General features: G+C 60.7%; 16 protein-coding genes. 13 read left to right on the forward strand and 3 right to left on the reverse strand.

All coding sequences use genetic code 11. The features are described 5' to 3' along the window. Nucleotides 1-849: 849 nt before the first annotated feature. Both QDT69_RS22335 and QDT69_RS22340 read left to right on the forward strand, forming a co-directional pair. Nucleotides 850-2,862, forward strand: coding sequence for a ParB/RepB/Spo0J family partition protein (locus QDT69_RS22335; protein ID WP_279708627.1), 2,013 nt, complete (start codon nucleotides 850-852; stop codon nucleotides 2,860-2,862). 708 nt (nucleotides 2,863-3,570) lie between these two features. Next, nucleotides 3,571-3,882, forward strand: coding sequence for a DUF736 domain-containing protein (locus QDT69_RS22340; protein ID WP_279708628.1), 312 nt, complete (start codon nucleotides 3,571-3,573; stop codon nucleotides 3,880-3,882). Nucleotides 3,883-4,826: 944 nt separating this feature from the next. Here QDT69_RS22340 and QDT69_RS22345 read toward each other — a convergent pair. Continuing rightward, nucleotides 4,827-6,383 carry an IS630 family transposase gene (locus tag QDT69_RS22345; RefSeq protein ID WP_279708629.1) on the reverse strand — a complete coding sequence of 519 codons (1,557 nt, stop codon included), beginning with the start codon at nucleotides 6,381-6,383 and terminating at the stop codon, nucleotides 4,827-4,829. Between the two features lie 949 nt (nucleotides 6,384-7,332). Here QDT69_RS22345 and QDT69_RS22350 point away from each other — a divergent pair. The 4 genes from QDT69_RS22350 (at nucleotide 7,333) to QDT69_RS22365 (ending at nucleotide 11,392) form a co-directional block, all read left to right on the forward strand. Continuing rightward, nucleotides 7,333-7,584 (forward strand): helix-turn-helix transcriptional regulator, encoded by a 252-nt coding sequence (locus tag QDT69_RS22350; RefSeq protein ID WP_279708630.1) that lies wholly within the window; start codon nucleotides 7,333-7,335, stop codon nucleotides 7,582-7,584. 318 nt (nucleotides 7,585-7,902) lie between these two features. Then, entirely contained in the window at nucleotides 7,903-8,094 is a 192-nt protein-coding gene (locus QDT69_RS22355) for a hypothetical protein (RefSeq protein ID WP_279708631.1), read from the forward strand. Between the two features lie 482 nt (nucleotides 8,095-8,576). Further along, a complete protein-coding gene (locus tag QDT69_RS22360) occupies nucleotides 8,577-10,862 on the forward strand; it encodes an AAA family ATPase (protein WP_279708632.1) in 2,286 nt (761 codons plus the stop codon). A gap of 38 nt (nucleotides 10,863-10,900) precedes the next feature. After that, nucleotides 10,901-11,392, forward strand: a complete 492-nt coding sequence (locus QDT69_RS22365; RefSeq protein WP_279708633.1) for a hypothetical protein — start codon at nucleotides 10,901-10,903, stop codon at nucleotides 11,390-11,392. On the opposite strand, the gene QDT69_RS22370 is transcribed toward QDT69_RS22365, so the two are convergent. Both QDT69_RS22370 and QDT69_RS22375 read right to left on the reverse strand, forming a co-directional pair. Next, nucleotides 11,346-11,594 carry a response regulator gene (locus QDT69_RS22370; protein WP_279708634.1) on the reverse strand — a complete coding sequence of 83 codons (249 nt, stop codon included), beginning with the start codon at nucleotides 11,592-11,594 and terminating at the stop codon, nucleotides 11,346-11,348. The two genes, QDT69_RS22365 and QDT69_RS22370, sit on opposite strands and share 47 nt — an antisense overlap. 1,147 nt (nucleotides 11,595-12,741) lie before the next feature. Continuing rightward, nucleotides 12,742-13,719 carry a LysR family transcriptional regulator gene (locus QDT69_RS22375; protein ID WP_279708635.1) on the reverse strand — a complete coding sequence of 326 codons (978 nt, stop codon included), beginning with the start codon at nucleotides 13,717-13,719 and terminating at the stop codon, nucleotides 12,742-12,744. A gap of 228 nt (nucleotides 13,720-13,947) precedes the next feature. Between QDT69_RS22375 and QDT69_RS22380 the strand changes: the two genes are divergently transcribed. From QDT69_RS22380 to QDT69_RS22410, 7 genes are all read left to right on the forward strand, one after another. Continuing rightward, on the forward strand, nucleotides 13,948-15,180 hold the full coding sequence (locus tag QDT69_RS22380) for an ABC transporter substrate-binding protein (RefSeq protein WP_279708636.1): 1,233 nt from the start codon (nucleotides 13,948-13,950) through the stop codon (nucleotides 15,178-15,180). Beyond that, nucleotides 15,156-15,884, forward strand: a complete 729-nt coding sequence (locus QDT69_RS22385; protein WP_279708637.1) for a nitroreductase — start codon at nucleotides 15,156-15,158, stop codon at nucleotides 15,882-15,884. The genes QDT69_RS22380 and QDT69_RS22385 overlap by 25 nt, the downstream gene beginning before the upstream one ends. Before the next feature lie 14 nt (nucleotides 15,885-15,898). Then, entirely contained in the window at nucleotides 15,899-16,438 is a 540-nt protein-coding gene (locus tag QDT69_RS22390) for a DUF4863 family protein (RefSeq protein ID WP_279708638.1), read from the forward strand. Between the two features lie 46 nt (nucleotides 16,439-16,484). Beyond that, a complete protein-coding gene (gene pcaH / locus QDT69_RS22395; RefSeq protein ID WP_279708639.1) occupies nucleotides 16,485-17,186 on the forward strand; it encodes a protocatechuate 3,4-dioxygenase subunit beta in 702 nt (233 codons plus the stop codon). A 1-nt stretch (nucleotide 17,187) separates the two neighbouring features. Beyond that, on the forward strand, nucleotides 17,188-17,778 hold the full coding sequence (gene pcaG, locus QDT69_RS22400; RefSeq protein WP_279708640.1) for a protocatechuate 3,4-dioxygenase subunit alpha: 591 nt from the start codon (nucleotides 17,188-17,190) through the stop codon (nucleotides 17,776-17,778). Nucleotides 17,779-18,724: 946 nt separating this feature from the next. Then, nucleotides 18,725-21,577, forward strand: a complete 2,853-nt coding sequence (locus QDT69_RS22405) for an FAD-dependent oxidoreductase (RefSeq protein ID WP_279708641.1) — start codon at nucleotides 18,725-18,727, stop codon at nucleotides 21,575-21,577. 23 nt (nucleotides 21,578-21,600) lie between these two features. Beyond that, nucleotides 21,601-22,113, forward strand: coding sequence for an aromatic-ring-hydroxylating dioxygenase subunit beta (locus QDT69_RS22410; protein ID WP_163154246.1), 513 nt, complete (start codon nucleotides 21,601-21,603; stop codon nucleotides 22,111-22,113). Nucleotides 22,114-22,148 lie beyond the last annotated feature (35 nt).

The raw sequence follows: 22,148 nt of genomic DNA on the forward strand, positions 1-22,148 counted from the left end.
CAGAGCGTCGCATTGCCGAAACCAGAACGCTGAGTCTATCCGCGGTTGTTCCGCGGCTGAGCTGTCGATCACAATCAAACATGGCGCGCAGGAATCGCTCAACTGCAGGCAAAGCAAAGTTGCTGCATCTTCCGCCCGAGTCGGGCCGCTTGCGTTATCCCGATATGGCTGGCCGCCGTTAGATCAAGCTGATCATATTCGTGTTATCTCAAGGCTCGCGGCGGCCTATCTGTATAGGCGCGTGCGGCTGCCGCCGCAGTGAGCTCTTGTCAACCGAGCCGCGCGGCGTCTCGGCCATTCGGCTTCGATCTCTCGCGCAAGTACATATAATGTGTCGCTCGCCGGAGGCACTCGCTCGCGGGCCCCGCCGTCATTGCATGCCGGCGTCGCTATCACTGCCCTCTCGTCGGCTGCTTCTTTGATTTTCTCACTCCTGGCTTGATTTCACTTCGTTTGCGCTGCTCAGCATTCCCGCGCTTGCGAGCATCACTATTGCGATCATCCCAACCACCGCACGTCCGGTGTGGCGACGGACGCTTCGCGTCTTTTTCCTGGCAAAAGGACATTGAAGGGGCTCCGCCCCTCGCGCGCACCAGGGTAAAGCGCCGGCTTTTGCCGGCGCCGCCCCGAGCGGTCTCCCCGGTCTTCCGCGCTGTTTTCACTCTGCCGACTTCGGGCTGCATGGCTCACGCTTGTGCAGACCCGCTTCTTGCGAAGCGGCCCTGATCGGGCGGGTGATCCCCCTCCGCTCGGGTCGCCCTGGCACTTGCTACCCCCGGTCTCGCCGACGGGCAGGGGCGCAGGCGCGTGGTGCGCCTTGCACCCATGGAAGCAAAAGGAAGATTGATCATGTCGGCAAAGCACGTTGAAATCATTCCGGCGAGCGGGACGGAGGTTTTCATTCCGCTCAACAAGTTGAAGAAGTCACCGAACAATGCGCGCAAGACGCCGCATAGTGAGGCGATGATCGAGGCCTATGCGGCGAGCATCGCCGCGAAAGGCATCCTGCAGAATCTGGTGGTCGAGCCGGAGTTCGATGGAGAAGGAACCGCTACGGGGTTCTATCTCGTGACCATCGGCGAGGGCAGGCGGCTCGCCCAGCTCTTGCGGGTGAAGCGAAAGGAGATCAAAAAGACCGAGCCGATCCGCTGCGTCGTCGACACTGCCAACGATCCGCATGAGATCAGCCTGGACGAGAATGTCACCCGGGAAAACATGCATCCGGCCGACCAGTTCGAGGCGTTCAGGAGGCAAGCGGACGAGCGTGGGCTCAGTGCGGAGGAGATCGCCGCCCGCTTCGGCGTCACGCCCAATGTGGTCCGGCAGCGCCTGCGGCTGGGCGCGGTTTCCCCGCGATTGATGCAGCTCTATCGCGATGGCGAGCTCATCCTTGAGCAGGTGATGGCCTTTGCGATCACCGACGATCAGGCCCGGCAGGAGGCCGTGTATGAACGTCTCTCCTACGACCGTGATGCCTCTACCATCCGCCGTCTCCTCACCGAAACCCATGTCGCAGCAACCGATCGCCGGGCGCGGTTTGTCGGGCTCGAGGCGTACACGGAGGCGGGCGGGACGATCCTGCGCGACCTCTTCACCGAGGATCGCGGTGGCTATCTTGAGGACGTCGCGCTGCTCGATCTGTTGGTGACGGGACGGCTTGGCCGCGAGGCGGATAGCCTGCGTGCGGTTGAGGGATGGAAGTGGACCGAGCCCCATCTCGACTTCCCGCATGCTCACGGCATGCGCCGGGTCTACCCGCATCCGGTCGAGCTTTCGGCGGAGGATCGGGCGGCCCTTGAGGCGGTCCAGAGCGAGTTCGACCGGTTGACCGAGCTGCATCAATCAGCCGTGGAACTGGCTGACGAGGTGGACGCGCGGTTCGGTGAATTGGAGACCGAGATCGACCGATTGGAAGCAAAACGGCAGGCCTATGATCCCGACGACATCGTGCGCGGTGGCGCGTTCGTGATCCTCAATCATGACGGCACTGTCCGGATCGAACGGGGATTCATCCGCCGCGAGGATGAGAAACCCGACGCTGAGACCGGGCAGGGCGGCGATAATCAGGCATCGCATGAGGAGGGCGCAGGCGACGATCAAGCCCCGCGCGATGGTGAGGAAGAGGAGGGAGCCGGTGACGATGAGGACGAGGAGCAGCCGCTCTCCGACATGCTGGTTCGGGACCTCACCGCGCATCGCACCTTGGGGCTGCGGCTCAATCTGAGTGAGCAGCCGGAGGTCGCAATCGTTGCGGTGACCCATGCGCTGGCGGCTCAAATCTTCTATTTCGGGGCCAATGCAAATGTGGTCGGTATTCAACCGGTGAAGACGGATTTGGCCGCGCATGCGGTCGGAATCGAGGACACGGCGGCGGGCAAGGCGTGGTCGGATCGCCATGCCAATTGGGCCAGACAGATGCCCAAAGACGTTGCCGGGCTATGGGAGTTCGTGGCTGGACTCGATCACGACAGCCGCATGGCCTTGTTCGCGCATTGCACGGCGTTGACCGTCAATGCGGTCCGATTGCCGTTTGACCGCAGGCCGCGCGCCATCGCGGCAGCCGGGCGTTTGGCGGCGGCCGTGGCCCTCGACATGGCCGGATACTGGCGGCCGACGGTCGGCAGTTATCTCGGCCGGGTCACCAAGGCGTGCATCATTGAGGCGGTCCGCGAAGGCGTCAGTGACGAGGCCGCCGAGCGGCTGTCGGGACTGAAAAAGGCCGAGATGGCCGCAGCCGCCGAGCAGCTGCTCGCCGCAACTGACTGGCTGCCGCCGTTGCTGCGGACGGCCAAGTCGGAGGATCAAGCCGATGCGCTCAGCGAGGCGCAAGGCGACGATTCCCATTTGCAAGCCGCGGAGTGAATGGTGAGCCGGGGCCGCAAGGACGGCCCCGGCGTGCCTCAAATTTGCGGCCGCGCACCTGACGGCGCGCGGCCGGCTTAGGCTACGGGAAGCGGCGATTGTCCGCGCTGGCCCCTCCTCAAATGCGGGCTAAGATCCACCCCAACTCCGCGCTGTTTGCTGCAACCGGGACGGCTGTGTCGCGCCTCCTTTGCCGTGACGTGGCGATCTGGCTGTGGGCTTTGACCGTGGCCGGACCTCCTGGTCGAGCGCGCGATCCGGCGGACAATTCTGGTGCCGACGTCGTTTTCCTGCACCGAATGCGGAGAGTTCGCGTTCATTTGTCCGGTGCGTCGTCCTTGCGATTGATGCACTGACGCTCGCTTGTCTCCGATCGATCCCGCCGCTTTTCTGACGCTGCGGGGGGCGCCGGCAGTCATGATAATCTCCGTCAGTCCGGGCACAGGCTCGCGTCCAACGCACCCTCGAATGGGCTGATCAGGCCCGGGGGACGGCAAGAGCCTCGATCGCCTTCCCGCAACGGCTCACGCCTGCTTTTTTCCCCTGCCGGCCTGGCGGCGGCATTCCTCGCGCAAGACAAAAAAGCAGGCTTTCGCCGTCCTCCGCTGGCGCTGCGGGCCTTGCGGCTGCGGGCCGATCGCTCCCCCGGGCCAAGGACAGCCATCGAGGCTGCGATGGACGCGGCCCGAGCAACAGACGGAGATCACCATGGCGACCATCGGCACCTTCACCGCTTCGGACAACGGCTACACCGGCTCGATCAAGACGCTGACGCTGAACATCAAGGCCAAGTTCACGGCGTCCGAGAAAGACAATGACAAAGCTCCCGACTACCGCATTTTCGCAGGCGCAACCGAGTTCGGCGCCGCCTGGAAGAAGACCGTGCGCGACAGCGACCGCGAATATCTCTCGGTCAAGCTCGACGATCCGAGCTTCCCCGCTCCGATCTACGCCTCGCTGGTCAAGGTCGAAGGCGAGGAGGGTTTCACGCTGATCTGGTCGCGCCGCAGCGGCGACTGATCGCATCGGATCAAAGGCCCCGCCTCCCTCGGAGGCGGGGCTTCTTTGCGTTTCTTGCACCGCTTCGAGAAGGGAAGCCGAGGACTTTTGCGTTCAGAAGAGGCGCTTCGCCTCTCGCAAGAATGCGATCAATCGGACTGTATTGGAGCGGTGTCTTGGACCGAGCGATCAGAGTTTTGCGTCGGATTGGGTGCTGACTTTCGATCTTTGGAGATGATATTTCGTCAGCTTCCAGGAGCGACGGTGCCCCCTTGCTGCAGCAAAATTATGCCGTTGGATGAGCGTGGAACCTGCACGGCGCACCGAGATTTTCGCGGTCGGCGACGCTGCGCGGCGTCGATGAAAGGATCTTGTCACGGCAGAGAGAGGAAGCTTGAGCGAGGAGAGCCTGAAGAGGGGGGGATCGCAAGATAAAAGCACTGTCGCCGAAGGGCGGCTAAGTGGTTGTCTGCACATCCAAGACTTATCGCTAGCGGTAAGCATGGTGTCGCTACAAATTGCTAAGCGCCGTGTCTCGCTGAAGAATAACGTCTGCATCGGATTGCGGCATGTTTTAAGCGTTGCGAGCGCCTCGGAAAGGGCGTCGATATCTTGCCGAGAAATTTCGTGCTGCTCGCAGGCATCGCCGCCGGTTCAAAAGCAGACCATGGTTTCCTGTCGAACACGTTGATGGCTGGAAACCCAAGTTGCTCCGCCCGTCCCCGAACCGTTCGTTTGGCCGAGAGAAGTCGCACGTTGTCGTTGTTGCGCGTTGATGCGCAGGATGAATCTCCCGAGCCTTCGAAGACGCGGTGGGCACATGCATCGCGGAAGGGCCAAGACTGAGGCTCACGCTAAGGTCCAATCGCGTCCACGTCGTCGGTACAGAGACTGCCCTTCGTTTCACCGAGGTGGAACTTTCGTAGATTACGGTTGCGCCTTGGCCAAGGGAGCACCGCCACCGCTTATCCAAACCGAGGGTCTTTGCAGTTGTTTGAAGGTGAGAACTCGGCTGGCTCCCGTTCCTTGCCCCAGAGCTTGCCGCCCGCGCGCCGTGGATTGCCCTTGAAGTGAGCATTGCGTTCGCAAAAGTATCGGTCGATGGCCGCCTTAGCCTCGTCAATCGATCCATAGTTGCTGTTGTGAATGATAGCCCGAGCCATACCGCTGAAAACCGACTCGATCACATTGAGAAACTGCGCGCGGGCTGGAAGCGGCGCCGTGTCAATCTGTGGGCCGTCGCGCCCAATAGTGGCGTTATGGGCATCAATATGTTCGAACAGCCTTTTAGAGACGTGCCAGGAGGCGGCATCCCAAGAAAGATAAAGCTTGGTGCGATTGCGGTACTTGGCGACGAGTGCCTCCAGCATGCTGATCATTTCGTCGGTGTTCTTCTTCAGGCTGTAGAGATGGGTCACCTGGTTGGATGACAACTCAACGGCGGCCGTGACGATGAGTGAGCCCTTCGATTGCTGGAATTGCGGTACAAAATGTTGTTCGCCAGGACCGATCAGCATGCGTCCCGGCTGGGCCTTAACAGCAAAAGGTCCGAATTCGTCGACTGAGAAGAAGGCTTCTTCGGCCTTGAGATCGGCTAGAATGGAACGGATGCGTTGCAGCTTGTCCGAGAATTCGGGATCGTTGGAGGTCAGCACCATCCGCGCCTTCCGCCAGCGGTAACCGGCATCTTTCACGATTGTGCGGATTACATCTTCGCAGGCCGGCTGTCCTGTCTTATGCATCGCACGCACGAGATCAGCCATTTTCCAAGTTGTACGGTTAATGCCGAAATTGGCGGGCGGCTGGTGTAGGATGCTGAACAAAGCCTGTTTGACTTGCTCGCTGTCGAACTTGCGATGGGGGTTAATGCGAGGGGCGAACAGCCGTTCGGCTCCACCCTCATCGAACACGCGAACCGAACGTACATAGCTTGACCGGCTCTGTCTGAGGATGCGGCAAGCCACGCTTGTCCGCAGCCCACTGCGTGAAGCCACTACTGCGAGCGCGCGACGCCGCTCAAAGGGACTGCCCATTTCGAGCTTCTCGAGTAGGATCTTGAGGCCGGGATGACTTTCGAGGGAAGCCGGCAGATCCCGTTCACTTAGCGGGTTGTGCAGCTGCCCGAGCAGACCAAAAAACCTGTCCAGGTCGGGAGTGCCCTTCAATTGGTTATGGCGGGCCAAGATCGCTGTGATGGTTGATGCCGCGGGCACTCCGGCGCAGCCCACTGATCGAAGATGGAATGCTATTTTTCGCCCACCCCAGGTCGGGTGGTCGGCGCGCACGGCTAGAACCGCCGCTTCGATAGGGCCCGGACAGCGATGGGGCGTGTGGTGCGGCCGGCGTGACTGGCTCTCCAGGCCTCTCGCGCCGGCTGTCCGATATCGTTCCAGCGTTCGATAGCCCGTCTGCCGGCTGATATTGAAGCGCCGACAGAGGCTCTGAATGTTGGCATTCGGGGCGAGCGCCAGTTTCACGAATTCGCTGCGGGCCTCGAGAAGCGTATTTGATTTCCAGGGCACGTTGCACCTCCCTGTTCAAAACCACGGGTCACGCGGGTCGGCGTGTACGCCTCGGACGAACCCGGCTCGCGAGCGTCTCGGCCTTGCGCTGCTGCCGGACCCGCCATCGCCGCTCCGGCTGCCACCGTTGCTCCCCAACGAGGAGTAGGACGGTCGGGAATACGAGGACCGCAGCTGCGGTAGCGGCGGCCACAGCTGCCATGGCGTGCAGGGCAGGCTGCTACAGCGCTATCTGAGCGATCGCCCTTTACTGGCGCTATGTATCTAACCATGTCGCCGATGATACTGGGTACCATCGCCGCTTCCAGGCGCTGGCACAAAGCGACTTCGTCCTCCCAGGGCTGTGGCTCGGCTTCCACCATTCTCGGGCATTCGGTTTATGACTTAATCCGACCGATGCTTAATGACCTCGTGCAGGAGAGCTACGGAACGCTCAAGCCGTTCTAACAGCGAACCCAAATCCGCCGCGCTAATCCCCTCTAGCCTCAGATTCTCGCCTGAAAATGACTGGGCAATGAGTTGGTCTATTGGCTCGGCTTTAGACGCGAGGTCCGAGACCCCGCTAAGGGTACATCGAACGTATCCGGCCGGCGTAATCGTTGTCGCAAGCGCGAAATTGGCCGCGATCGCCGCCTCAGCGATCGCTGCAGGAAATTCCACATTGCAAAGAATGCTTCCCGTTGCGCGCACGCGGTAGCCCGCGCGGTAAGACGTGGGGCCCAAGGGGCCCACCTCGCCGGTCTCCCAAAACGCTTCCACCGTATCAGTGGTTGGACACTCCGGAGCCGAACCGTCATGGTGGAACGCAGTATCGCAGGTCGCCAAGTTTCTATCCCTCGGAACGCGCATTTCGATAACGCTATCGATGTAGACGATAGTCAACATTTGCGGCCAAAAATGGGACTCAGAGTCCGTGGATCGATAGTCTGCTGCGACGTTCTTTGGGCCGATGACGGCCGGGAAGAACGATTTAGGAATAATTGGGGTAGTGGCCGACAACGTCAGGGCGCTTAGGAAGGCGGCTGAGCTCTCGCAGGAGGAGTTAGCCCATGAGGCGGGGGTGGATCGGACCTACATTAGCCAGGTCGAACGCCGCCAAAGAAACGTGACAATCGTGGTCCTGGCGAAAATCGCAAAAGCTCTGAACGTGACACCGGACAAGCTACTATTGGTGCCCTCATCTCGGAGAAAGGGCCCCTGAGCGTGGCGCCGAGGATTGTGACTCTACTTATCAGGCGGCTTTACTAAAGCGATCAATATCTCGGGTAGCCGCCTCCCACCGCCGAAGGGGACTTTCCGCGCCAGCGAGACTATTCCTGCTGCCTAGCAGTTTCGCAGTCACCTACGATTGCTGCGCCATTTGTTTATCGCGAACGTTGGCGGGGTACCCGGTGACCGCTTCCGCATTTGCTCGTTAGCCTCACGAGCTGAAGGTCCGAGGTTCAAATCCTATCCCCGCAACCAGCCCCCCAGACTCCTGGGGGCAGCTGGCGGTGCCGTTTGTATGCGGGGAAACGCGTTGCCCAAAGATGCCGGACTGGCCGAGGATCATCGAATTGAAGTTTCCATCGAGGAGATAGCCATGCCGAGTCTCAGTTTCGAGCTGAGAGACTTGCCGTTTCTGGTGATGTCGACGTTTGAATCAATCAAGGAATTGGAAGCTCTGGACAGCCAGGAAAAGACGGCCGCTCTGCAACGGCAGTTTCTCTAAATGGCCGACGTACTGAGAAATGCGGGATACCCACCGACAACCTGATAGCCGCGTTGTTGGGGGCGGCGGTCCAGGACTACACCGAGAACGCCATGCTCCAGCTGATCGACGAGGAGCGGCGAAGGGACCCGGCTTATCCAGCGACGCTGACAGTGCTCGCTCAGGTCATGAAAGCGCAGGGCACGATGATGGTGAACTAGGGCATTCCGGCTCGCCTGCTTGGGGATGCGATGATGAACGCAGGTATCGCCGTGGCGCAGAAAGAGATGACCAAAGCCAATGTGGCTGAGGCTGTCGAGGTTAGCCTCGAAGCTTTGAAAGGAAAAAAACGGACGTTGTTCAGCAGATTTTGAGAGCAGCCGGTCACCATCTGCAGGATCTTAGACTTTCGTCAACTTCAGGGAAGTTGTTGAGCAGGTAACTGCCCGGCTTTATTTACGCTTGGGTACAACCTAAAGTCACGGGCATTCAAGGGGGCATGAATGCTGACGAAGTTTATTTCCATCAAGAATATCGGACGGTTTCGCAATTCCGCGGGTTCCCCGAACCCGCAATTGTTCAAGCATACGTTCATTTCGGGCGCCAACGGGTTTGGCAAAAGCACGCTGTGTGCTGTCCTGCGCTCCCTTCACACCGGACAGCCCGATCAACTCATCGGCCGAAAATCGCTCGGGACCACGGAGGCCAGCAAGGTCGATCTTCTGTTTGATACCGGGGTCATCCGGTTCAATGAGGGGCGCTGGAGCGAAGCCAAACCCTCCTTCAGCATCTTTGATGGCGTCTTTGTCGCAGAGAACGTTCACGCCGGTGAAGTCGTTGATGTTGCCCAGAAGCGCAACCTCTACCGGATCATCGTAGGAAGCGCCGGGGTCGGGCTGGCCGAACGCGACTCCGAGCTTGCCGCGGACAGTCGCGCCAGGACCACCGAGATTTCTGCTTCAACGAGGAGCTTACAGCCTCATCTCGGCACGGGAATGTCGCTTGAGACGTTCCTGAACCTGGAGCCTCAAGCGGACATCGACGCTGAGATTGACAGGCAAGAAGTCGAAGTGGCAGCCCTCACCCATATCGACACGATCCTTGAGCGCCCGGAACTGTCGACGTTCGACCTTCACACGATCCCGTCGGGAATACCGGAGACGCTGCGCCGAACGCTTGATGGAATTGCCGATGATGCGGAGCGGATCATCGAAAAGCACTTCGCGTCTCACAACATGAAGAACGGTGGCGGCAATTGGGTGTCGACCGGCTTGAACTTCGCCAATGATGACTGTCCCTTTTGCGGGCAGGAGATCGCGCGGCTCCCACTTGTAAAAGCTTTCCGCGCCGTTTTCAGTGACGCCTACGCTCAGCTGCACAACGACGTATCGGCTCTGCGCGAGCGTACTGCGTCGGACTTTGGGGAAGGCTTCATCGCGGCCCAGGCCGCAAAGGCGGATCGTAATAGTTCCGGTGGCGAATTCTGGAAGGAATACGTTTCGTTTGAGTGGGATGGCCTCAAGCTGCCGCCGGCATTCGAGGACGCGGTCCGAAACCTTCGCCAAGAGCTGCTTGACCTGCTTGATCGGAAGGCGCGCGCTCCCTTGGAGGTGGTTGACATTCCTCCCACTTGCGAAGCTGCCGTTGAAGCCTATCGCAAGGTTTTTGAAAACCTGGCCGAACTTAATGCAAGAGTCGCGCGGGCAAACGCTGCGATCGTCGCCAAGAAACAGGAGCTTGGCACGGCTGATCCCGAAGGGGCGAAGCGCCGTTTAAGCCACCTTGAGGCTGTGAAGGCCCGCCATACGCCGACCGTTTCGACACTGTGCGACGAACACAACAGGTTGGTGGCAGAAAAGACGGCCATTGATGAAGAACGAGGTGCGATCCGGGCTGAACTCAACGAACATACAAGAACTGTGGTTGCGCCTTACCAGAACCGCATCAATGAGCTTCTCGACCTGTTCAACGCCGGATTCAGAATCGCGCAAACCACCCATAGCTATCCAAGCGGGATAGCGAGCACGTCATATCAGCTCGTCATCGACGGTACTCCCGTTGATGTTGGTGGCAGCCGCACCCCAGAAACGCAGCCGAGCTTCAAGAATACCCTGAGTGCCGGCGACAAGATGACCCTGGCTCTATCGTTCTTCCTGGCCGGTCTGGAGCAGGATGCCGACCTAGCTAACAAGATCGTCGTCTTCGATGATCCCTTCACCAGCCAGGATGTATACCGGCGCCGGCAGACAGGCCATGAAATCATGCGGGTGGCGCGCGCCTGCAAGCAGCTGATTGTCCTTTCGCACGATCCCACCTTTCTCAAGCAGCTCTGGGCGAAGGCGCCCTCGTCCGAACGCATCTGCTTCATGCTGTCGGATCACCGGGCGCTCGGAACGAAGCTGGCGGAGGTCGACATAGAGAGGGCATGCCAAGGCCGAACTCTCACCGATACCGACGACCTGCGCAGCTTCGTGTCGAACGGATCGGGCAATCTACTGGATATAGTGCGCAAGATGCGGGTGGTGCTGGAGGCCTATTGCCGGACCACGTTCCCCAGCTCTTTTCAGGATAATGACTGGCTGGGTGACATGGTGCGCAAGATACGGGAGGGCGGCGCAACCCACCCGGCTGCGGCACTTTATGACGAGCTCGATCAAATCAATGGTTATTCAGCGGAGTATCATCATGGCGAAGATAACAACGACACCACGCCGGATCAGATCGACGACACGGAACTCAAGGGCTATGTGCGCCGGACGCTGAGGGTCATCAATGCGCTTGAAGCGTAGACGTGCCCTCGTTGGGAGGAGAGAAGGGGCCTTCCATCGTGTCCGAAAACATGACGAGTGAAGTCGACTACGATGCACTGCTCGTACTAATTGAGTGCATGGAGCAGACGCCTCCGCTGTCCCGTCAAGAGATCGCTGATTTGTCCGCCAACCAGCATGCTGTGGTCGAGCGAATGGTTGCAACCGGCGAAACCTGGAATCAAGCGTCGTCCGGACCAGCCTTCCTTTCACTGGATGAAGGCGAATTCCGAAATCATCTAAAGGGATTTGATAACGATCTTGGAGAGCAGACGGCCATCGTTGCCGAGTCCATCGCCAGGTATCTGAAGGTGGGTGAAGTGCCGGCGCCGTACTATCCCTGGCGCATTGCCATCATTCTGCGGCATGAAAAGAGGCCGGAATTGGAGAAGCGCTTCCTTGCCGCGTGGTGTCAGCATTTTCCCGACGGGTACGGTGCACCTTGCCCGATGCCTAGAGAGGGGCTCAAGACGCCCCCTCAGGCGCACCGTCGGACTCGAGAGCCGCGATAACACACTGTATGAGGCGGTCCTCGTCGACCGGCTTGTGCAGGTAGCAGACGACCCCATCGTTCAGTGCGCGAACCCGGTCAGCATCGTCGGGAAGGGCAGTCACGAGAATTGTCGGTATTGTCCGGCCCGAACTGATGAGCTGTCCGTGGAGTTCCAGGCCGGTCATCGCTGGCATATGGATATCGGCGATCAGGCAGGCCATCTCGGCAAGGCGCGGGGAGGCAGATGCAAACGCCCAGATCGCGGATGTAAAAGCCGCAATGCATTGCCAAAGAAAGAACTACGCGCCACCCGACAACAACCTGTCGTACCGTGTGGATTCCAACTCTTCGCAGCAAATACTCCAAGCAAAATGGCGCCTAGGGCTCCACCGGCACCATGTACTTCCCCCAGAATGCCGACTACGAAGCGGACAATAGGCGTTCGCCGCGTTTGAGGGTATTCCTTTCGGTCGACTGGAAAGAAAGGCCGCTTGCGTTGCCACAAGCGGCCCAAGTCTAGGGAGGAAACGCCCAAGGGGGGCAGCGATAGCGGAACGCCACCGCTCGCCTACCTAAGACAATCACGCTCAGCGGCGCAATTAAACGGAAGTAAAGGTCTGACATCGAAAGGTGGTACGCACCGATACGTAGGTCTATGATACTCGGCCCAGCTGGCGCGCAGCTGCTGCGAGTACACGCGCAGAGCGGTTGGCGCTGCCTCGTCGTCGTGCTCCTATACGGCGGTCGCGCCGGCGAGGTCTCTGTTTCGTGAGGGTGCGGACTCTGCTGCCGCGACGGCGTTCGAAATGGCATCGAGCATCGACCAATCTCGTCCTTGAGCTCAGCATCATCATGATTTTGTTCCTTGGATGGCAGTTCACTGTCGCCGAATTCGTGGGCGCTCCGATCATGGTGGCGTTTCTCGCCTTTCTGTTCCGTTGGTTTCTTCGCGCGAGATGCTAGATGACGCTAGGTAGCAGGCGGATAAGGGAATCGCCGGCCGCATGGAGGGGCATGCCGCGATGGACATGTCCGTCCGCGGTGGCGGCTCGTTGGTATCGCGGTTGACGTCGCGGGAGGGATTGTCCGCCGTCAGCCATGGTGATCTTCGTGATCTAGTCGCTCGACACAACTGGGTGAGGTTTCTTTCGCAGCAACAAGCAGGATCGGCACTAGCCCGTTGCCAGAGAGTGTAGTGGCTACGCCGTAGGCAGCCTTCGGCAGGACGAGAGAGCCGGCTTCCAATTAGCAGTCCGGACGATTATCGCCTGATCACCTCGCCGCGCCCGCAGCGCTTCGACGGCGAGCGCTGGGTTCCGATGTCCGGGGCCATGGCCGCGCAGTGAGGTGGGAAACGGCGGTCGGGCGTCAGCGACCGCGCCTGAGCTCCTCGGTGGCGCGCCGGAGCACCTCGTGAAGCCATTCGTGCGACGGCTCGTCCTCGACGCGTTCGTGCCAGAGCAGCCTGACCTCCACGGGCGTCGTGGTGTAGGGCAGTTCATGGGTCGTGATCGCATGCGCTTGTTCGAGCCCACGCGCCAGCGGCCGCGGAACAATCGCGGCCAGCTCGGAATCGATCAGCAGCGCGGGCAGCGCGAGGAAATGCGGCAGCGAGACCGCGATCCGGGGCGGGTGATCGCTGTCGGCCAGTGCCCGCTCGAGTGCGGGGCGGTCATACATCTCCGAACGCCGCGCCAGCCCGCGCTCGGAGATGAAGCCACCGATCGCGCCCTCCTGCTCGCCTCCGAAGGAGACGACGACCAGCGGCAAGGTCGCGAGCTTCGCCTTGTCGAGGCGGCCGAGCTTGCGCTTTTTGCCGACGATCAGCACATCGTCATATTCGAACAGCAGCGCGGTGCGGAAGCGGCTCGGCGGCGACGAGAACACGCCGATCGCGACGTCGATGCGGCCGAGGTCGATCTGCTCGGCAAGATCGATCCGCGTCACCGGCTTGATGGTGAGGTCGATCAACGGCGCTTCGCGGCCGAGGATTTTCAGTAGCGGTGGCGCCAGCACCATCGTGGTAAAATCATTGGCGGCGAGCGTGAACGGCTTGGTGGATTTCGCCGGCGCGAAGGTCGGCAGCTCGACCGCGGCCTCCAGCGATCGCAGCGCCTGGCGTACCTGCGGCGCCATCGTCAACGCGCGCGCCGTCGGCTGCATGCCGGTCGCGGTGCGGACAAACAGCTCGTCATCCAGCATCTCGCGCAGCCGTGCCAGCGAGTGGCTCACCGCAGACTGGCTCAGCGCGACTTTCTGGCTGGCGCGCAGCACGCTGCGCTCCTCCATCACGGCGTCGAACACCTTGAGCAGGTTCAGGTCCAATGTCTTGAACGAAACGGACACGATGAGAGTCCCGTCGGTAGCGGATCGCGCGCCTGTGCGAAAATTTGCGATCGCACGCAGTTAAGGCCAGGCGCCCGGCTGATGCAACCGACCGGATTGTCCGGGGCAGGTTGCCGCATTGCCGCCGTCGGCGTTCTGAAGCCGGTTCAGGATCACCCTGCAAGACTTTCACTTCCGCAATCCCGCGTTCTGGCCAAGATTGCGGCCGCCGGGTCGGGAGGAAACAACATGATCAATGCCTCGGTGAAATCGAACCAAGGTGGTGCGTGCAGGTCGCTCGGATTGGCGCTGGCGCTCGCGATGCTCGCAGCGCCCGCGATTGCCCAGAACGGGCCGGTCAGGCTCGGTGTGCTGACCGACATGTCGTCGCTCTACGCCGACAATGGCGGTCAGGGATCGGTCGTGGCGGCGCAGATGGCGGTGGACGATTTCAAAGGCAGGGTGCTCGGGCGCCCGATCGAGATCATCGCGGGGGATCATCAGAACAAGGCCGACATCGGCGCAACGATCGCACGGCGGTGGCTGGAGAACGACAACGTCGAGGCGATCCTGGACGTCCCGAATTCCGCCGTCGCGCTGGCGGTGCAGGGCATCACCCGCGACAAGAAGAAGCTCTTCCTCGCTACCGGCGCGGCGACGTCCCGGCTGACCGGCGACGAGTGCTCGCCGACCGGCATCCATTGGACCTACGACACCTACGCGCTGTCGCAGGGCACGACCAAGGCGATTTCGCGGCTCGGCGCCAAGTCCTGGTTCATCCTTTCGGCTGACTACTCGCTCGGCGCGCAGCTCGAGGCCGACAGCCGCAAGGTGATCGATGCCACCGGCGGCAAGGTGCTCGGCGCGGTGAAGCATCCGATCAACACGCCCGATTTCTCGTCGTTCCTGTTGCAGGCGCAAGCCTCCAAGGCGGACGTGATCGCGCTGGCCGATGCCGGCGGTGATTTCATCAACGCCGTCAAGCAGGCGGGCGAATTCGGCGTGACGCGCACCCAGAAGCTTGCCGGCCTGATCGTCTTCATCGCCGACATTCACAGCCTCGGGCTGCAAAGCGCGCAAGGCCTGATGCTCAGCTCGGCGTTCTATTGGGACTATAACGACGAGACGCGGGCGTGGTCGAGGCGCTTCATCGAGAAGACCAAGAAGGTGCCGACCATGATCCAGGCCGGGACCTATGGCGCCGTCATGCACTATCTCAAGGCAGTCGAAGCCGCAGGCACGCTCGATGGGCCGACCGTGGCCGCCAAGATGCGGGAACTGCCGGTCAACGATTTCATGACCCGCGACGGCAAGATCCGTCAGGACGGCCGGCTGGTCCGCGACATGTATCTGTTCCGGGTCAAGTCTCCGGAGGAGTCGAAGTACCAGTTCGACTACTACCAGCTGCTGGCGACGATCCCTGGCGACGAGGCCTTCAGGCCGATGGAGGACGGCGGATGCTCGCTCGTGAAGAAGTCGTGATCGAGCCCGATGCAGGGTATGAGGTTGAGCGCAACCCGATCGACGAGGTGATCGCAGGCCGGCTTTCGTGCCGGGAGTTCTCCGGCAGTCCGGTCTCACGATCGACCGTCGAGCAGATCCTGCGCGTGGCGCGGTTCGCGCCGAGCGGCGCAAACATCCAGCCCTGGCACGTCTATGTACTCGCAGGCACAGCCAAGGCCGAGGTGTCGGCTGCGCTGCTGCACGCGTTCGAGACGGAGCCGAGCGAGCACGTCTCCGAGTATCAGTACTACGCCAGCGAGTTTCCCGAGCCGTATCTCGGCCGCCGCCAGCAATTCGGGCGATTGTTCTATGACTCGCTCGGCATCGCGCAGAGCGACACTGCGGCGCGGAGCAGGCAGACCGCAAAGAACTTCGCCTTCTTCGGCGCGCCGGTCGGGCTGATCGTCACCATCGATCGGCGCCTGGCGATGGGAAGCTGGCTCGATCTCGGCATGTTCATCCAGAACGTGATGCTGGCGGCGGTCGGCCGCGGGCTGCAATCCTGCCCGCAGGAAACCTTCGCCAAGTACCACCGGATCTTGCGGTCTCGCCTGTCGATCCCGGTGGAGCAGATGGTGGCCTGCGGGATCTCGATGGGTCACCCCCGGGAGCGGGGCAGAGCGCGGCTGATGCCGCGCGCGGATCTGGAGGCATTCGCCTCCTTCAAGGGCTTTGAGAACTAGCACAGGAGAATGTCATGGGAAGCCGTGAACAGCTTATCGAACGCAGCATTCCGTTTCTGCGTGAAGTCAAGGACATGACACCGAGCGCGGCGATGGAGCGCTGGCTCAACGAGACCTATGGAGAGACGAGCGCGCTCTATCAGGATCTCGCCCGTCTCATCAAAATGGGCGTCGAGGAGGGCTGGGCGGCGAACCAGGAGGTGGAAGGCCCGAACTACCGGCGCAGCCGCATCCTTGAGCCGGTCCCCGAGACGTTCCAGTTCAGCATCACCGCGGTCTACATGAACAGCACCGACCCGCGCCGCTTCAAGGACGAGGACGATCATGACGTGCTGCGCGGGCAGTACCACGGGCATCCCTATGGAGAGCTCAACCTCGTCGTTCCCCTGGACAAGGGCGCCCAGTTGAAGGGGTTGCAGGGCTGGCAGGGCCCGGGCTGGACCGCTCCGGATCCCGGCAGCCGGCACTATCCGGAGGTGAGGGGCGGCGCGGTCATCGCGCTGTTTTATCTACCGGCCGGCCGCATCTCCTACGATTTCAAGGCGCCGGCGTGATGTAGGTCCCGCGCCGACTGGCGCTCGGTTTGTCTGGAGCAAGCACATGACGTTGATCTATCCGGTCGCTTCGAACGGCATCCATCCCGCGCGCCTGTCTCCCGCGTATCGCAGCGCGCTTCTGCGTTCGCCGCAAAAGCCGTTGATCCCGATGCGGCACACGCTCTCGGAGCTGACCGGTCCGGTCTATGGTCATGAGACGGTGCGTGCACACGACAACGATCTCACCATCCAGGCCAAGGGCGAGCCGCTCGGCGAGCGCATCATCGTGCACGGTCACGTGCGCGACGAGGACGGCCGTGGCGTTCCCAACACGCTGGTCGAAATCTGGCAGGCCAATGCCTGCGGCCGCTACATCCATGTCGTCGACCAGCACCCGGCGCCGCTCGATCCGAATTTCACCGGCGCGGGGCGGACGCAGAGTGATGACAAGGGCTGTTACAAGTTCATCACCATCAAGCCCGGCGCGTACCCCTGGGGCAATCACCACAATGCGTGGCGGCCCGCGCATATCCACTTCTCGGTGTTCGGGCACTCCTTCGTCTCGCGCCTCGTCACGCAGATGTATTTCCCGGGTGATCCGCTGTTCCCGTTCGACCCGATCTTCAACTCGGTCACCGATGAGAAGGCGCGGGCGCGGATGATCTCGTCCTTCGATCTCGACAACACCAAGCCGGAATGGGCGCTGTGCTACCGCTTCGATATCGTGCTGCGCGGCCGCAACGCCACGCCGATGGAGACCAAGTAACGTGTCACGTCCTGATGGAATCACACCCTCGCAGACCGTCGGCCCGTATTTCAAATACGGCCTGACGCCGAATGGCGAGTATGAGTGGAACGACGCCTTCACCAACAATCTGCTGACATCTGATACATCCGGCGAACGCATTCGCGTCGAGGGCAAGGTCTATGACGGCGACGGCGCTGTCATCCCGGATTGCATGCTGGAGATCTGGCAGGCCGACGCCCAGGGCCGTTTCTCCGATCCGCAGGACAAGCGCGCGCTGCCGAACTCCTCGTTCAAGGGCTTCGGCCGCTGCGGCACCGACAAGAGCGGCGGTTATTCCTTCGACACCATCAAGCCGGGCGCTGTGCCGGATGCCGACGGCAAGCCGCAGGCGCCGCACATCGTGCTTGCGGTGTTCGCGCGCGGCATGTTGCTGCACCTCTGCACCCGGATCTATTTCGACGATGAGGCGGGCAACGCAAACGATCCCGTGCTGGCGCTGGTGCCGGCCGATCGCCGTGCGACCCTGATCGCCAAGAAGACGGGTGGCAACGCCTACACCTTTGATGTCCACCTGCAGGGTGACAGCGAGACGGTGTTCTTCGAGGTGTAGCGAGAAGACTTGATCATGATTGTGGCCGCTCCCGCGCGCAGCGTCTTAGGCGCGTAAGGTTCTGAACGCACGCCGCATTTTCTGTGCGAATAGCTAAGGCGCCGGTATACTGTCTGATGCCTTAGATGATTGGGGTGGGCGAATGGAAAGTGGACGTATCTGGTGCGGCCGTCGCGTTGCGGACGACGAGAACGGAGTAAGCTATTGATCTCGTTGGTGGGCCCGGCAGGACTCGAACCTGCAACCAGACCGTTATGAGCGGCAAGCCAACCTAACCCCGTATAGGGCAGGGCGCCTATTCGTCGGTTGGGCTAAAAGGCATTTTTTGCCGACGAAATGCACCTCAACTCGTTCTTGGCCACTATGACCCATTGAAATCGTATCAAATGCGAACGCCTCCGAGCGCGCCATAAACCCACATTTGAATGCTGATCGAAAGTTGCCCCTCGATCACCGACGCGCTTGAGCAAAGCCTCGATTGCATTAGCGATAGAATAGGGCGCCGGCGCCAGTCGGCGCCGGACCTCCATGCTGCCTGATCGCCGGTGCCGCTGGGTGTAAACCGAGAATTTTCAAGAGACAGTATTTCAAGCGCTTTCACGGATCAGGTCACTATAGTCGGTGTCGGTAAATCCTGATTGCTGCCCGGCGATCGCGCCCGCCGCAGGCGGTCACACATGCGAACCTGATCACGGCGAGCTTCTTCACTAATAATTCACGACCGAGGCCTCCCGCGATGCGGCGGATGTGGCTAATATTATCAGTATATAGCCTTATATTGCGCTGCAATCGTCGCTCAACTTGCTAAACCTGGAGTTCGAACGATGCACGTTATGCGCAATTTTTCAGCCATTTTGTTGCCGCGGTCCAGTGAGGTCTCTTCGGCTTGCATTGTCTAAAATAGGATGTATACTGATCAAAATTCAGGGTGGCTCCGAGGGTTTGGATGGCGTGGCGAAAAGCAATTGCTTTGGACGAACTGAAGCCTAACGGCGTCAGGAGTGTCGAGATCGACGGCAAGCCTGTGGCGCTCTATCTCCTTGGTGGAGAAGTCTTTGCCACGCATGGCATATGCACGCATGCGCTAGCCTTTCTTGCCGATGGTTTCGTTGACGGCGACACGATCGAGTGCCCGCTGCACCAAGGCATCTTCGATATCAGGTCAGGAAAGGCGCTGTGCTCCCCGGTCACGAAGGACCTTGAGACCTACGCGGTCAAGGTTGCGGATGGCGAGGTGTTTGTCGATCTCGATGAGGGCAAGAAGGCTGCGACCGAAGATCGGGCGCCGGTCGGCCCACCGAGGGAACCGCCTGCCAGTAGGGCTGTAGTCATCGTGGGAGCCGGGCAAGCCGCTTCAGCCGCAATTCGAAGCATGCGTGCCAGTGGATTCACCGGCACGATAGATCTCGTTGGACGGGAGGAGCATCTGCCGTACGAGCGTCCGCCACTCTCAAAGGATGTTCTCCTCGGAAAGGCGTCGATCGAATCGTGTCGGCGTTTGCCTGAAGCCGACGTGGTCTCCCTCGACGTCAGGATGCACCTCGGCCGCTCCGTCACTCGCATCGATCCCGCCGCCAGGATTGCGCTCTTGAGTGACGGGACTGCGCTTCAATACGATGCGCTCTTGCTGGCGACCGGTGGAGTCCCGCGGCGACTTTCCATTGCGGGTGCCGATCTACCCGGTGTGCATTATCTGCGCACAATCGAGGATGCCAATTCCATCAGGCGGTCTCTCGAAAAGGCGAAGCGTCTAGTCATCGTTGGCGGCGGCTTCATTGGCCTTGAGCTTGCATCGGCCGTCGCGACGCTCGGGGTCGCCACCGTCGTCCTCGAGCGCGAGGGCGAGCTGATGGCCCGCGTGCTGCCCGCACCACTTGGGCACACCTTTCGCTCTCTCGCCGAACGCCACAACGTCTCCGTTCTGCGCGAAGTGGAGGTTCAGGACATTCGGCTCGATGGTCAGCACCTTGTGGTCACTACATCCGCCGGCCCTTTCGCTGCGGACGCCGTTTGCATTGGTGTCGGGTTGGCCGTCGAGACCGAATTGGCAGCCGCGGCCGGGTGCTCCGTGGATGGGGGGATCGTTGTCGACGCAGAGCAAAGGACGAGCGTCGCAGGCATATGGGCAGCTGGCGATTGCGCGTTGCACCATAGTCCCGTCAGGGGACGCTCGCGCCGTTTAGAGAGTTGGCACAATGCCGAGCTGCAAGGTGCGGCCGCAGGTCAATCGATTGCCGGGGTGCCTCGGAGTGAGGACATCCAGGCCCCCTGGTTCTGGACCGATCAGTTTGGTCTGAACATCCAGATACTCGGTGTCTCGTCACCAGGCGACAAGGTCGCGCTCACTGGGCGCGACGGCGAGCGTGGCGCCGTGTACCGCACGATTGATCCGGAAACCGGGCGGCTTACCAGCGTGGTCGCGTTTTCCGATCCTGCCGCGATACGGCACGCGCGCAAGGAGCTCGAAGGCCCGGGAGTTTTTGATATCGCCAAGGCTTCCGCCGCTTGGCTCACGAGCGACGGCAAAGAGGAGAACGGTCAGGTGGTGAACGAGAAGTCAGTGGCGACGATGACGAGCCAATACGTCTGGCCATCCGAAGGGCTCACCAGGGTGCCCGATTGGGTCTACACGGACGACTACATCTACCGGCGCGAAGTCGAGAAGATCTTTCACGGGCGAACATGGAACTACGTTGCGCTCGAGAGCGAGATTCCTGATGTCGGCGACTTCATCCGTTCCAATGTGGGGCCAACGCCTGTCGTCGTATCGCGCGCCGAAGATGGCTCGATCAACGTCTTCGAGAATCGTTGTGCGCATCGCGCGGCTGAGTTCTGCCGCGAACTAAGCGGTAACGCCAAGGAATTCGTCTGCCCCTATCATCAATGGTCTTACGACTTGAAGGGCAATCTGGCGGGGGTGCCGTTCCGCCGCGGTGTGGACGGCAAGGGCGGAATGCCTCGCGATTTCAAGAATGCAGACCACGGGCTCAGGCAGCTAAAAGTCACGACCCATCGCGGTGTCGTGTTCGCGTCCTACTGCAACGACATGGAGCCGCTGGCCGAGTATCTCGGACCGGAAATTCTCCGCGAGTTCGAGGCTACCTTTGACGGGCGGAAGCCCAAGGTGCTCGGTCACTATCGCCACAGCCTGCCGGGAAACTGGAAGCTTTATCACGAGAACCTCAAGGATCCTTATCACGCAACGTTGCTGCACACGTTTCTGGTGACCTTCGGTCTCCTGGTGGCCGGTAATAAATCGTCCATGATCGCCGATGCCTCCGGTCGGCATGGCGTGATGGCATCGGCAAAGTCGGACGTCAGCAAACTCGACAACAGCACCAAGAAGGAGATGCGTGCTTACAAGGAAGGCATGAAGCTCGAGGAGCCGCGCTTCATGGATTTCATCAATGAGTTCGATAGTCCCTGGTCAGTGACCATGACGACGATCTGGCCCAATCTCATTGTGCAGCGGGAGATGAATACACTCGGTGTTCGTCAGATCGTCCCGACGGGGCCCAACGAGTTCATCATGAAGTGGACCATGTTCGGTTTTGAGGGCGACGATGAGGAAATGACGCGGCATCGGTTGCGGCAAGGCAACCTGATGGGACCCGCAGGCTTCCTTGGCCTCGAAGACAACGAGGCCATCAAGTTCGTGCAGGATGGCATGCTTGCGGTCCCCGATGGTGAACATGTGGTCGAGTTGGATCCTGGTGTCATCGGCACCGCGGATACCTTGATCTCCGAGGCGTCGATACGGGCGATGTATCAGCACTGGCGCAGCGCGATGGAACTCTAACGCGAGAGATACGGACTAATCAGATGTCGGCCACCGATCCCACCTACACCGCGGAAATCCGCCAGCTATTGCTCCGCAACGCAATTGAGCAGTTCAATTGCCAATACGCAGCCGCCCTCGACGAGCAGCGGCTCTCCGACTGGAGCGAGATGTTCACGGCGGACGCAAGCTATGTCGTTTTGTCGCGTGAGAACGAAGATCGCGGCCACCCGGTTGGTCTCATCTACTGCGAGAATAGGGGCATGATTCGCGATCGGGCTTTCGCATTGGAGAAGACCGCCATGTTTGCACCGCGGTACCTTCGTCATCTGATCAGCAATTTGCAGTTGCTCGGCGAAGATGAGGACGGAAACATAAAGGCTCGAGCGAACTACGTCGTCTTGCAAGTCTTGTTTGATCGCCCTGACGCGACCATTCACCAGGTCGGGACTTATCACGATGTGTTTCGGCGTTCCGACGAGGGCCTCAGGCTCAGGCAGCGCCGCTGCGTCTACGATAACCTGCTCGTTCCGAATGCGCTTTGCATTCCGGTGTGAAGCCCTTGGCGAGGAGAGGGTAGGTACTGTGACCT

Source organism: Bradyrhizobium sp. CER78 (genome assembly GCF_029846235.1).
GTDB lineage: Bacteria > Pseudomonadota > Alphaproteobacteria > Rhizobiales > Xanthobacteraceae > Bradyrhizobium.

Coding starts and splice junctions, on each gene's coding strand:
- QDT69_RS22335 (WP_279708627.1), top strand. CDS start 850: ATGTCGGCAAAGCACGTTGAAATCATTCCGGCGAGCGGGACGGAGGTT.
- QDT69_RS22340 (WP_279708628.1), top strand. CDS start 3,571: ATGGCGACCATCGGCACCTTCACCGCTTCGGACAACGGCTACACCGGC.
- QDT69_RS22350 (WP_279708630.1), top strand. CDS start 7,333: ATGACGGCCGGGAAGAACGATTTAGGAATAATTGGGGTAGTGGCCGAC.
- QDT69_RS22360 (WP_279708632.1), top strand. CDS start 8,577: ATGCTGACGAAGTTTATTTCCATCAAGAATATCGGACGGTTTCGCAAT.
- QDT69_RS22370 (WP_279708634.1), bottom strand. CDS start 11,594: ATGGCCTGCCTGATCGCCGATATCCATATGCCAGCGATGACCGGCCTG.
- QDT69_RS22380 (WP_279708636.1), top strand. CDS start 13,948: ATGATCAATGCCTCGGTGAAATCGAACCAAGGTGGTGCGTGCAGGTCG.
- QDT69_RS22385 (WP_279708637.1), top strand. CDS start 15,156: ATGCTCGCTCGTGAAGAAGTCGTGATCGAGCCCGATGCAGGGTATGAG.
- QDT69_RS22390 (WP_279708638.1), top strand. CDS start 15,899: ATGGGAAGCCGTGAACAGCTTATCGAACGCAGCATTCCGTTTCTGCGT.
- pcaH (WP_279708639.1), top strand. CDS start 16,485: ATGACGTTGATCTATCCGGTCGCTTCGAACGGCATCCATCCCGCGCGC.
- QDT69_RS22405 (WP_279708641.1), top strand. CDS start 18,725: ATGGCGTGGCGAAAAGCAATTGCTTTGGACGAACTGAAGCCTAACGGC.
- QDT69_RS22410 (WP_163154246.1), top strand. CDS start 21,601: ATGTCGGCCACCGATCCCACCTACACCGCGGAAATCCGCCAGCTATTG.